The organism is Pseudomonas sp. RW407 (assembly GCF_003176655.1).
Lineage (GTDB): Bacteria > Pseudomonadota > Gammaproteobacteria > Pseudomonadales > Pseudomonadaceae > Pseudomonas > Pseudomonas delhiensis.
Genome location: NZ_QGSL01000029.1, coordinates 675,938 through 687,361 on the forward strand (window position 1 = coordinate 675,938; position 11,424 = coordinate 687,361).

The 11,424-nt window shown below is 70.7% G+C and carries 14 protein-coding genes; 5 read left to right on the forward strand and 9 right to left on the reverse strand.

The window, feature by feature from the left end; all coding sequences use genetic code 11:
• Positions 1-230 precede the first annotated feature (230 nt).
• Complete coding sequence (gene epsC / locus DK254_RS03920) at positions 231-1,181, reverse strand: serine O-acetyltransferase EpsC (protein ID WP_109932376.1); 951 nt, start codon at positions 1,179-1,181, stop codon at positions 231-233.
• Between the two features lie 499 nt (positions 1,182-1,680).
• Between epsC and DK254_RS03925 the strand changes: the two genes are divergently transcribed.
• On the forward strand, positions 1,681-3,252 hold the full coding sequence (locus DK254_RS03925) for a sensor domain-containing diguanylate cyclase (protein ID WP_109932378.1): 1,572 nt from the start codon (positions 1,681-1,683) through the stop codon (positions 3,250-3,252).
• 35 nt (positions 3,253-3,287) lie between these two features.
• Here DK254_RS03925 and DK254_RS03930 read toward each other — a convergent pair whose 3' ends face one another.
• From DK254_RS03930 to DK254_RS03940, 3 genes are all read right to left on the reverse strand, one after another.
• A complete protein-coding gene (locus tag DK254_RS03930; protein ID WP_109932380.1) occupies positions 3,288-3,527 on the reverse strand; it encodes a hypothetical protein in 240 nt (79 codons plus the stop codon).
• Between the two features lie 155 nt (positions 3,528-3,682).
• Positions 3,683-4,324 (reverse strand): DUF1109 domain-containing protein, encoded by a 642-nt coding sequence (locus tag DK254_RS03935; protein ID WP_109932382.1) that lies wholly within the window; start codon positions 4,322-4,324, stop codon positions 3,683-3,685.
• On the reverse strand, positions 4,311-4,901 hold the full coding sequence (locus tag DK254_RS03940) for a sigma-70 family RNA polymerase sigma factor (RefSeq protein ID WP_109932384.1): 591 nt from the start codon (positions 4,899-4,901) through the stop codon (positions 4,311-4,313). The genes DK254_RS03935 and DK254_RS03940 overlap by 14 nt, the downstream gene beginning before the upstream one ends.
• A 230-nt stretch (positions 4,902-5,131) precedes the next feature.
• Between DK254_RS03940 and DK254_RS03945 the strand changes: the two genes are divergently transcribed.
• The 4 genes from DK254_RS03945 to DK254_RS03960 are packed head-to-tail and all read left to right on the forward strand — an operon-like array spanning position 5,132 to position 7,502.
• Complete coding sequence (locus DK254_RS03945) at positions 5,132-5,419, forward strand: DUF2282 domain-containing protein (protein WP_109932386.1); 288 nt, start codon at positions 5,132-5,134, stop codon at positions 5,417-5,419.
• 16 nt (positions 5,420-5,435) lie between these two features.
• Positions 5,436-6,269, forward strand: a complete 834-nt coding sequence (locus DK254_RS03950; RefSeq protein WP_109932388.1) for a DUF692 domain-containing protein — start codon at positions 5,436-5,438, stop codon at positions 6,267-6,269.
• Complete coding sequence (locus DK254_RS03955) at positions 6,266-7,024, forward strand: DNA-binding domain-containing protein (protein ID WP_109932390.1); 759 nt, start codon at positions 6,266-6,268, stop codon at positions 7,022-7,024. The genes DK254_RS03950 and DK254_RS03955 overlap by 4 nt, the downstream gene beginning before the upstream one ends.
• A gap of 10 nt (positions 7,025-7,034) precedes the next feature.
• Positions 7,035-7,502: a DoxX family protein gene (locus tag DK254_RS03960; protein WP_109932392.1), complete on the forward strand. Its 468-nt coding sequence runs from the start codon at positions 7,035-7,037 to the stop codon at positions 7,500-7,502.
• A 9-nt stretch (positions 7,503-7,511) separates the two neighbouring features.
• On the opposite strand, the gene DK254_RS03965 is transcribed toward DK254_RS03960, so the two are convergent.
• The 5 genes from DK254_RS03965 to DK254_RS03985 all read right to left on the reverse strand — a co-directional run.
• Positions 7,512-8,297 carry a cyclase family protein gene (locus DK254_RS03965; RefSeq protein WP_109932394.1) on the reverse strand — a complete coding sequence of 262 codons (786 nt, stop codon included), beginning with the start codon at positions 8,295-8,297 and terminating at the stop codon, positions 7,512-7,514.
• Complete coding sequence (locus tag DK254_RS03970; protein WP_089393285.1) at positions 8,294-9,277, reverse strand: NAD-dependent epimerase/dehydratase family protein; 984 nt, start codon at positions 9,275-9,277, stop codon at positions 8,294-8,296. The genes DK254_RS03965 and DK254_RS03970 overlap by 4 nt, the downstream gene beginning before the upstream one ends.
• Complete coding sequence (locus DK254_RS03975; protein WP_109932396.1) at positions 9,268-10,260, reverse strand: fumarylacetoacetate hydrolase family protein; 993 nt, start codon at positions 10,258-10,260, stop codon at positions 9,268-9,270. Before DK254_RS03975 ends, DK254_RS03970 begins: the two co-directional genes overlap by 10 nt.
• Positions 10,257-10,829, reverse strand: a complete 573-nt coding sequence (locus DK254_RS03980) for a cupin domain-containing protein (protein WP_109932398.1) — start codon at positions 10,827-10,829, stop codon at positions 10,257-10,259. Before DK254_RS03980 ends, DK254_RS03975 begins: the two co-directional genes overlap by 4 nt.
• A gap of 11 nt (positions 10,830-10,840) precedes the next feature.
• On the reverse strand, positions 10,841-11,424 hold a 584-nt coding region (locus DK254_RS03985; protein ID WP_109932985.1), incomplete at its 5' end, for an SDR family NAD(P)-dependent oxidoreductase.

Here is an 11,424-nt window from a genome sequence, read left to right on the forward strand (position 1 = left end):
TATCGGGCCCGTATGTCGGGGCAAGCCTTCTTGGTTACTTCTTTGAGGTTCGGCTTCCCGACGTTTGAAAGAAGTGACTCGCCCGAGGGGGCGAAACAAGAGACATCCGAACACTCGGAGCGGCGCGTTACACCTAAACCCAATAGACAGTTGCTCCTACGGCCGTGTTTCCCTGGAACCGTAGGAGCGGACTCCGTCCGCGATCATCCGCCGCTGGAAACGGCGGATACCTAGTCCAGCCCCGCGTCGCCGGCCTGCTGCTGCAGGCTGGCCTGGCTGATCTGGCTGCCCGGCGGCACGCTGCGCGTCAGCCAGACGTTGCCGCCGATGGTGGAGCCCTTGCCGATGGTGACGCGCCCCAGGATGGTGGCGCCGGCATAGATCACCACCTCGTCCTCGACGATGGGGTGGCGCGGCTGGCCCTTGTGCAACTGGCCGGTCTCGTCCGCGGTGAAGCGCTTGGCCCCGAGGGTGACCGCCTGGTAGATGCGCACCTGCTCGCCGATGATCGCCGTTTCGCCGATCACCACGCCGGTGCCGTGGTCGATGAAGAAGCTGCCGCCGATCTGCGCGCCGGGGTGGATGTCGATGCCGGTGGCCGAGTGCGCCAGCTCCGAGATGATCCGCGCCACCAGCGGCAGGCCGGCGCGGTACAGATGGTGCGCCATGCGGTGGTGGATGATGGCGAGCACGCCCGGGTAGCACAGCAGCACCTCGTCGACGCTGCGCGCCGCCGGGTCGCCCTGATAGGCGGCCAGCACGTCGGAATCCAGCAGTTGGCGCAGCAGCGGCAAGGCCAGGGCGAAGTCGCGGACGATGTCCTGCGCCCGCGCCTCGATACCGTCGTCCGACTCGCCGCGCTGGCGTGCGCCATAACGCAGTTCCAGGCGCGCCTGGACCAACAGCGCGTTGAGGGCGCTATCCAGGGTACGCCCGACGAAAAAGTCCTCGCTCTCCTCGCGCAGGTCGTTGGGCCCCAGGCGCATGGGGAAGAGCGCGCTGGCCAGGCGCTCGACGATTTCCTCGATGGAACGCCGCGAGGGTAGTTCGCGCCCTCCCTGCTCGCGCGGCCGGCCGCTGCGGCTACGCCACTCGCTGCGCGCCGCGCGCAGTTCTTCGACGATGCGCTCCAGTTGCCAGCTCACCGGGTTGTTTTCGTTTTGTTTGCCGATCTCGTGCATGTATCGCTACTTCCAATGCCGTGGTTCTTTCCAAGCGTAGGCCGGCTGGGGAGCCTTCGTCACCCTCGCCGGTCTATCCTGAGGTTTCCCGGGCCCGCCGACAAATCGCTGCCGGTTCTAAGCTCATGCCGGGCGGTACTCAACTTTCCTGATCGGCTGAGGCCCAGACCAGTGTCATCGTGTAGAGCACGCAGTAGCGGGCGACCTTGGCGAAGGCGACGGTCAGCAGGAAACGCCAGAAGGGTCAGCCAGGGATTATCGAGAAATAGTCAACCTGCAGGCGGACAAGGAAACCGCCCCAGGCCAGGGCCAGGCAAGCCGTCGCGCACCACTGGTCAAATAATGGCCATATGCCACCAAATTTTCACCTACCATGAACCTTGGCAGGATATGCCGATGCAGCACCGAAGGACCGACCGTTGACAGGTCGCTGCCTGCCGGAAGCCGGCGGCCCGGCCGTCGCGGGCCGCCAACTACCACGTGCCACTGGAATACACCCATGCCAGCCGGGGCCATCCCCAAGCTCAACCTGCGCACGCTGATCCTGCTGTTCACCTCGGTGGCCATCCTCGCCACCCTGCTGAACGACCTCTATGCCACCTACCGGATCCAGCGCGAGACGCTGGTGCGCAACTCGCTGGAAACCAACCGCGCCTACGCGGCGAAAGTCGCCCTGACCCTCGGCCAGAGCCTGGACGCCGACCTGGGCCGGCTGCGCTACAGCGCCCAGGTGATGGGCGGGGACTTCGCTTCCCGGGCGACGCTGGAAGCGGAAACCCGGCGCCTGGCGGAGCAGGACCAGAGCTTCAACACCCTGGTGGTGGCCAATGCCCAGGGCCGCATACTGGCCTCCTACCCGCCGGCGCTCAGCCTGGCCGGCCAGAGCCTGCGCTCGCGGGAACCGCTGGAGCGCAAGCAGGCGATGATCAGCCCGGCCTTCCATTCACTGGTGGGCAACCTGATCGTGTTCGTCTCCCACCCCATCCACAGCCCCCAGGGCGAGTACCTGGGGCTGGTCGGGGGCACCATCTACCTGCGCAAGAACAACGCGCTCAACGAGATCGTCAGCAAGCACTTCCAGACCGACGCCTCCTACCTCTACCTGGTGGACGGCAACCGCCACCTGCTGTTCCACCCCGATGCCGACCGCATCGGCAAGGCCGTGGGCCCGAACGCGGCGGTGGACGCCGTGCTGCGCGGCGAGAGCGGCGCCATGCCGGTCACCGACGACGAAGGGGTGGAGATGCTGGCGGGCTTCGCGCCGGTGTCCAGCAGCGGCTGGGGCGTGGTTTCCCAGCAACCGCTGAGCGTTCCCCTCGCCGCCCTGCGGGCGCTGATGCTGGAGGTGGTGCAAGGCATAGTGCCCATGGCCCTGCTGGGGTTCATCCTGCTCTGGTGGGCTGCCTCGCGGATCAGCCACCCCCTGAGCCGGCTGGCCGACTACGCCGAGCAGCTGGACGACTCCCAGGGCATCGGCAAGGTGCGCGCCTGGTACTACGAGGCCTGGCGCATCCGCCGTGCCCTGGTCCAGGGCGCGCTGCTGACCCAGGAGCGCATCGGTAAGCTCAACCACCAGGTGCTCAGCGACCCGCTGACCGGCCTGGCGAACCGGCGCATGCTGGAGGACTGCCTGCACGACTGGGCGCTGCTGGAGAAGCCTTTCGCTGTGATCAGCATGGACATCGACCACTTCAAGCGGGTCAACGACGCGTTCGGCCACGACGTCGGCGACAAGGTGCTGCAGGCCTTCGCCGACCTGCTGCGGCAGAACTGCCGCGACGGCGACGTGCCCTGCCGGGTGGGCGGCGAGGAATTCATCCTGCTGCTGCCGCTGACGGGCCTGGCCGACGCGACGGAAGTGGCGGAACGGATCCGCCGCTCGATGGCCGAAGCCGTCGTCCCCCCGGCCGGGCAGGTCACCCTGTCGGCGGGGGTCGCCTGCTGGACGGCGGACCGGCCGGATGTCGCCGCCACGCTCAAGGAGGCGGACGAGTTGCTCTACCAGGCGAAGCAGGCCGGCCGGAACCGGGTGATGGTCCGTGGCCGGGGAACCTCGACGACGGCCGCCTGAACAGCGCCACCGCCGCCCTCCCCGCCCAGGCGGGCTCATTCCAGTGGCGCAAGTCCGACCCCACTCTCCTCCCGGGCGTCGGGGTGCAATGTCAGTTCGATCCGGTGCGCGGCCTGCAGCAGCGCATCGGCACTCTCCTCGAGGCGTTTCGCGGCGGTGAGCAGGGCCGCGGCGGTATCGGGCGAAGCGATCTCCGCCGCGGCCTGCCGCAAGACCTGCACGGCGGAAGTCTCGTTGATGGCAGAGGCCAGCAACACCTTCCTTAGTCGTTCCATTTCCTCCTCCATCGTCGGCTGGAGCAGTGCAGGAATAGCTCCGATTTCGCCCGGCCAGCGGACGAGCCGACAACCGGCAGTGCCCGGACTTCGCCAATCACGACACGCCTGGGCCCTGGCGACAGGGGCCCAGGTGACTATTGCCGGCTCCGGCCTCACCAGCGCAGCAGGCGCGGGCCCAGCATGGCGCCCAGCAGTGTCGGCAGGAGCATGCCCAGCAGGTACCAGATGCCCCAGAACGGCACACCCATTTCCGGGCAGTGCAGGCAGTAGGCCAGGGTGGCGATGGCCCCGGCCAGCAGGCCGCCGGCAGCGCCGGCCTGGCGCAGGCATGTCGGCGCCAGGCCGCGCAGGGCCCAGAACACGCCGACGAAGGCTGGCAGCGAGAGCAGCGCGATGTTCAGCGGGCAGGTGCGCCAGGTGCGGCCGAACACCAGGTCGGCGCGCGCTTCCAGCGGCGCACCGGCCAGCGCCAGGGCGCCGCCCAGCCATACCAGCAGCACCGGCAGGCACAGCGCGGCCCAGGCCGCGCCGCCACGCACACCGGGGCGCGCCAGGCGGCCGCACAGCCACAGCGCCAGCGGCGCCAGGCTGCCCGGCAGCGCCAGCTTGGCCCAGAACAGCGGCGTGCGCGCCACCTCGGCGAGGTCCGCGCGCACGCCGTAGAGCGCCGCCACCAGCAGCAGCGCGCCCAGGCCGCCGCCCAGCAGGGCCAGGGCGAAGCGCCGCGCCAGGGCGTGCCGGTCCACCGCCGTTTCGCCGGCGGCGAGCAGGTCGATCAGTTCATCGGTCTTCATCGTTGCGCTTACCTCGAATCATGCCCGCCAGGGCCTTGAGCCCGCGGTGGATGCCGACCTTCACCGCGGAGCTGGAGAGCCCGGTGAGCCGCGCGGTCTCTTCCACCGACAGGCCCTCCAGCTTCACATGGATGATCGGCAGGCGCTGCCGCTCGGGCAGTTGCTGCAGCAGCCGGCCCAGGTCGCGGCTGGCCTGGGCCGGTTCGTCGTCCTCGCCAGCGAACAGCTCCCCGTCGTCCTCCTCCAGGGGCTGCTGCAGGGCCTCGCGGCGGGCGAAGGCGCGGAAATGGTCGGCCAGCTTGTAGCGCGCGATTGCCTGCACCCAGGCGGTCAGCGGCTGCCCGGCGCGGTAGGTGTGGCGGGCGTTGTGCACCGCCAGCAGCACTTCCTGCAGCAGGTCCTCGACCTCCGCCGGGCGCTGCGCCAGGCGCCGGCGCAGGAACGCCCGCAGGTGCGCGCCGAGGGCGCCGAGGAAATCGCGGTAGGCCGCGGCGTCGCCGGCCAGGCCACGCAACAGCAAGGCCTGGAGCTGCGCCTCGCGTGCGTTCAATTGCTCCTGGCTGGTAGTTCGTTGCATCGGTCGCCCTGGTTACACCGCGGATGAAATTTTCCCCAGGGCCGGCCCGCGCCGAACACGCCCCCGGCCGCCTGAAAAAAAACGGCCGTCGTTCAATACGTTAGGGCGGCGGGCGCGAAACCTCAAAAAAATTTTCGCGGCGCTGTAACCGGACGGCCGCAGGCGGCGAACTGGTTCATGAGCCGACGGTAACCCTCCGCCGGCCATCCCAACCTTTCGGAGACCGCACCATGAAAAGCATCGCCCTCGCCAGCGCCGCCCTGGCCCTCGCCTCCCTCGCCGGCGCCGCCCTGGCCGACGACATGAACACCCAGGCCGGCGCAGGCGCCGCCCTGGAGAAATGCTACGGCGTGGCCCTGGCCGGCAAGAACGACTGCAAGGCCGGCGCCGGCACCACCTGCGCCGGCAGCGCCAAGAAGGACTATGACGCCATGCACTGGAAGAACGTCCCGGCCGGCACCTGCACCTCGATCAAGACGCCCCACGGCATGGGCTCGCTGACCCCGATGAAGTCCTGAGCCAAGGCCGCCGACCATGAAAGCCACCCACGCACCAGGCGCCGGCCTGGGCCTGAAGGCCGAGCACTATGCCCAGGCCCTGGGCTGCGGCGCCGAAGGGCTCTGGTTCGAAGTCCACCCGGAGAACTACATGGTCGGCGGCCCGCGCCTCGCCTGGTTGGAGCGCATCGCCGAGCGCCATCCGCTGTCGCTGCATGGGGTCTCGTTGTCCCTGGCGGCGGACGCCCCGCCCGACACGGCGCACCTGCAGCGCCTGCGCGCCCTGGCCGAGCGCGTACGGCCGGTGCTGGTCTCGGAGCACCTGGCCTGGTCCGCCTGGCGCGGCCACTACCACCCCGACCTGCTGCCCTTCCCGCGCAGCGACGAGGCCCTGGCGCGCATCGCCGACAACATCCAGCGTACCCAGGACGCGCTGGGCCGGCGCATCGCCGTGGAGAACCCCAGCCACTACCTGCACCTGGTCGGCCATGAGCGGGACGAGATCGACTTCCTCGCCGAACTGGCGCGGCGCACCGGCTGCGGCCTGTTGCTGGACGTCAGCAACGTGCACGTCAGCGCCCACAACCTCGGCTTCGACGCCGGCGCCTACCTGGACCGTTTTCCCGCCGAGGCCGTGGTCGAGATCCACCTCGCCGGGCACAGCCGCGACGACGGTGGCGAGTTGCTGGTGGACTCCCACGACGCCCCCGTCGCCGATGCGGTCTGGACGCTCTACCAGCGCCTGGTCCGGCGCATCGGCCCGCGGCCGACGCTGATCGAGCGCGACGGCCAGATCCCCGCATTCGACACGCTGCTCGCCGAACGCGAACGCGCCCAGGCCATCCTCGACCTGCAACGGAGGGTCCCATGAACAGCTCCCTCGGACGCTTCCAGGACGCCTTCGTCGAAGCGCTCCACCAGCGCCCGGCGGGCGACCTGGCGGCGCTGGCCGCCCAGCCCGGCTTCGCGGTCTACCGCAACACCGTGCTCAAGGGCTGCGTCGACGCCCTGTGCGACAACTTCCCCGCCGTCGAGCGCCTGGTCGGCCGCGACTGGCTGGAAGGCGCCGCGGCGCTGTATGCCCGGCAGGCCCCGCCAACCGATGCGCGGCTGGTTCTCTATGGCGAAGGTTTCGCCGACTTCCTCGGCGCTTTCGAGCCGGCCCGCCCACTGCCCTACCTGGCCGAGGTGGCGCGCCTGGACCGGCTCTGGCTGGAGGCCTTCGCCGCCGAGCAGGAGCCCGCCCTCGGCCTGGCCGAACTGGCCGGCATGACCGCCAGCGACCTCGCCCGCTGCCGCCTGCGCCCGCGGGCCTGCGTGCGCTGGCGCTGGTTCGCCGGGCAGCCGATCTACAGCCTGTGGCGCCATAACCGCCAGGCCCTGGCCCTGCCCGAGGAACTCCCCTGGCACGGCGAAGGCGCCCTGCTGGTGGGCAGCGCCGCGGGCGTGGCCTGGCAGCCGCTGGAGATCGGCGGCTGCGCCCTCCTCGACGCCTGCGCTGCCGGGCACGACCTCGACCTGGCATCGAACCTGGCCTTGCAGGCCCAGCCCGACCTGGACTTCACCGCCCTGCTCGGCCGCCTGCTGGCCGCCGCGGCCTTCGCCCCGCTCATCCTGCCCCACTGAGGAACCCGCCATGGACATCACCCATTCCCCGGCCAGCCGCCACGGCCTGCTGCACCACTGGAGCCGGCTGGCCGACACCCTGCAGCGCCTGCTCGGCGACAGCTTCCTGTGCCTGGTGGCGCGGCTGGGCATCGCCTCGATCTTCTTCCTTTCCGGGCGCACCAAGGTCGAGGGCTTCCTCAGCATCACCCCGGGCACCTACGAGCTGTTCCGCAGCGAATACGCGCTGCCGCTGGTTTCGCCGTACCTGGCCGCGCACCTGGCCACCTACGCCGAACACCTGTTCCCGCTGCTGCTGGTGCTGGGCCTGGGCACCCGTCTCTCGGCCCTGGCGCTGCTGGGCATGACCACGGTGATCGAGGTCTTCGTCTACCCCGACGCCTGGCCCACCCACCTGTCCTGGGCCGGGCTGCTCCTGCTGCTGGTCGCCCGCGGCGGCGGCAGGCTGTCGCTGGACCGCCTGCTGGGCATCCGCTGATGCGGGCCCTCAGCCCTCGAAAATCGCCACCGCGCGGACGAAGCCCGCCGAAGCGTGGCGGATCTTGTAGGGGAAGCAGCTGACCAGGAAGCCATGGGCCGGCAGCTGCTCCAGGTTGGCCAGCTTCTCCATCTGCCCGTAGCCGATGTCGCGCCCGGCCTTGTGGCCTTCCCAGATGATTGAGGCGTCGCCGTTGGCGGCGAAGCGCTCGCGGGTGTACGTGAAAGGCGCGTCCCAGCTCCAGGCGTCGGTGCCCACCACCCGCACGCCGCGCTCCAGCAGGTAGAGCGTGGCCTCGCGGCCCATGCCGATGCCGGCGTCGAGATAGCCCGGCTGGCCGAACAGGCTGCCGGCGCGGGTGTTCACCAGCACGATGTCCAGTGGCTGCAGGGTGTGGCCGATGCGAGCCAGTTCCGCCTCCACCTGCGCCGCCGTCACCACGTGGCCGTCGGGCAGGTGGCGGAAGTCCAGCTTCACCCCCGGCTGCAGGCACCATTCCAGCGGCAGCTCGTCGATGCCGAAGGCCGGCTTGCCGCCGTCGGTGGTGGAGGCGTAGTGCCAGGGCGCGTCCATGTGGGTGCCGCTGTGGGTGGTGACCTGCAGGCGCTCGGCGGCCCAGGCCTCGTTGCCCGGCAGGTCTTCCTTGCGCAGGCCGGGGAACATCGCGGCCATTTCCGCCCAGCCCTGCTGGTGGTCCATGTAGTCGATCCTCGGCAGCAGCGGCGGCGGGTCGCTGTAGGGGTTGTTGTCCAGGCTCACCGAGAGGTCGAGCAGGCGGCGCTTGCTCAGGTTCATGCGGAAACTCCTTTGCGGGCAGCCGCGCGGCTGCGGCGCGGCGTGAGGTCGAGGGCATTGCGCAGCAGCGCGGCGGCCGTGCCGTCGTGGCGGAAGCCCAGGGCGCGGGCGTGGGGCGTGCGCAGCGGCGGGAAGCGGCCGAACAGGGCCTCCAGCTGCGCGTCGGGCTCGAAGGCGATGCGCTCGCGGTGGGCCTCGCCGAAGCTGGCGGCCAGGGCGTCGAGCACCTGGGCGATGGACAGCTGCAGCACCGGCAGCTGCCATACCCGCCGCTCGCCGGGGCTCTCCAGCTCGGCGGCGTGCAGCAGGTTGTCCACGCAGCAGCGCGCCGACATCCACCAGGCCGTGGCCTGCGGCGACACCGGGCAGGTGTAGGGCTCCCCTGCCGCATAGGCGTGCAGCAGGTCGCTCATGAACGCCGAGCGCAGGCCGTTGGGCTGCCGCGGCCGGGCGACTATGCCGGGCAGGCGCAGGGCGCGGCCGTCCACCTCGCTGCGGCGGGCCAGGTCCTCCAGGGCAGTCTCGACCATCAGCTTGTGCGCCGCGTAGGACAGCTGCGGGCGGGCCGGCTGCGCCTCGTCCATGCGCGCCGGCAGCTCGCCGCCGTATACCGCCACGCTGCTGGCGTACACCAGCACCGGCGGGCGTTCGCGGTTGCGCAGTTGCTGCAGCAGCTCCAGGCTGGCCTGCAGGTTGACCTGGTAGCCCAGCTCGTACTGCGCCTCGGCGGCGCCACCGGGCACGCTGACCAGGTGGAAGACCACGTCGATGCCGTCGGCCAGCACCCGGCGCAGCAGCGCCGGATCGGTGATGCTGCCAAAGTGGCGGCGCAGGCGGCGGTCGTCCGGCAAGCCGTCCAGCTGTTGGTCGAGCAGCAGCAGCGCCTCTATTCGCTGCCCGCGCAGTTCGCCCTGCGCCAGCAGGCGCCCGACCAGCTCGCGGCCGACGAAGCCGTTGGCCCCGCTGACCATCACGCGCATGGCCAGCCCCCCTGCACCACGCGCTGGTCGATGGCGCCGAACAGCACCTCGCCGTCCGGGCCACGGGCCTCCATGCGCACGCGGTCGCCGAAGCGCATGAAGCCGGTGCGCGGTGCGCCCTGGGCGATGGTCTCGATGGCGCGGCGCTCGGCGATGCAGGCCGAGCCGACGCTGCGGTCGGCGTTGGAGACGGTGCCCGAGCCGACCAGGGTGCCGGCGCTCAACCGTCGCGTCAGAGCCGCGTGGGCGATCAACTGGTGGAAGCCGAAATGCATGGCCCCGCCATGGGGGTGGCCGAACCATTCGCCGTTCCATTCCACCTGCAGCGGCAGGTGCACGCGGCCGTCGCGCCAGGCCTCGCCCAGCTCGTCCGGGGTCACCGCCACCGGGGCGAAGCTGCTGGCGGGCTTGGCCTGGAGGAAGCCGAAGCCGGTCTTCATCTCCCGCGGCGCCAGGGCGCGCAGGCTGACATCGTTGAGCTGCAGGACCAGGCGTACGTGGGCCAGGGCGCATTCGGCCGGGCAGCCCATGGGCACCGCGTCCACCAGCACGGCGAATTCGCCTTCGAAATCGATGCCGTGGGCCTCGCTGGGCAGCGGGATGTCCGCGCACGAGCCGAGGAAGTCGTCGCCGGCGCCCTGGTACATCAGCGGGATGCTGTCGGCGCCGGCGATGGGTTCGAGATTGAAGGCCTTCTGCATCAGCTCGCCGTGGCTGAGGAAGCAGGAGCCGTCCAGCCACTGCCAGGCACGGGGCAGCGGCGCGGCCAGGCGGGTGGGATCGAGGGCGAAGGCGTCGGCCAGTTCGTTGGCGTTCAGGCGCTGGTAGAGGCGTTGCAGGCCGGGTTCGACGGCCTCCCAGTGTTCCAGCCCCGCCTGCAGGGTGGCGGCGATGCCGCCGGCCTCCACCGCCCGTTGCAGGTCGCGGGAAACCACCAGCAGGCGGCCGTCGCGGCTGCCGTCGTCGAGGGTCGCGAGCTTCATGGCAGCAGCGCCTCCAGCGCTTCGGCGTAGCGGCCGTCGAGAAGGACGAAGACCATCCGCGCCATCTGCTCGGTGCGGTTGCTCCAGGCGTGGTTGGTGCCGCGCTGGACCACGATGTCGCCACGCTTGAGGTGCACCTCGCCGTCATCGAGCACCAGCCACACCTCGCCTTCGGTGACGATGCCGTAGTCGAGGGTCCGGGTGCGGTGCATCAGCCTGTGCCTCGAATCGGCCTTGCCGGTGCCGGCATGGGCCTGGCCGATCTCGGCGAAGGCGGCCGCGGCCTCTTCGGCGCTGACCTGGTTCTGCACGCTGTCCGGCGGGATGTCCACCACGCGGATCACGCTGCCCAGCGGGCCGGGGCTCAGCTGCAGCGGCTGGTCGGTCGGGTCGTCGCCGTCGTCCAGCGGCGCCGGGCTGGTGGCGCTGTTCCATATCTCATGGAAGACAGTGCCGGGCACAGCCTTGAGCGGGAAGACGTTGGGTGTCGGGCCGCAGCTGGCGACCATCGCCCGGCCCTGGGCGTCGTGCCCGGTAACGATGCGTTTGAATTCGGGAAGCGGGTGCATGGTATCTCCTTTCAATTGCCGTCGCCGATGGTGGTGCCACCGTCGACGATGAGGTTCTGGCCGCTGATGAAGGCACCCCCGGGCGCCGCCAGCAGCAGCGCCAGGGCGGCCACTTCCTCGGGGCGGCCGACGCGGCGCAGCGGCGTCAGCGCCAGGCGGCGCTGCATGACTTCGGGGTTGTCGGTGAGCGGGCGGGCGAACTCGGTGTGGATCACCCCCGGGCTGATGGCGTTGACGCGGATGTTCGCCGGCCCCCACTCCACCGCCAGGTTGCGCGCCAGCTGGGCCAGGCCGGCCTTGGACAGGCCGTACAGGCCCAGGCCCCGGTTGCCGCGCACGCCGGCGATGCTGGCCATCAGCACCACGCTGCCGCCGCCGCGCGCGGCCATGGCCGGCAGCAGCGCGTTGGCCAGCCAGAGGGCGCTGCGCAGGTTGACGGTGAGGGTCAGCTCCCAGTCGGTGTCGCTGGCCTTGGCGATGGGGCCCATGTGGGGCGCCACGCCGGCATTGCAGACCAGCGCGTCGAGACCACCGAGACGCGCCAGGGCCTGCCCAGCCAGCTCGTCCACGGCTCGCCGGTCGCGCAGGTCGGCGG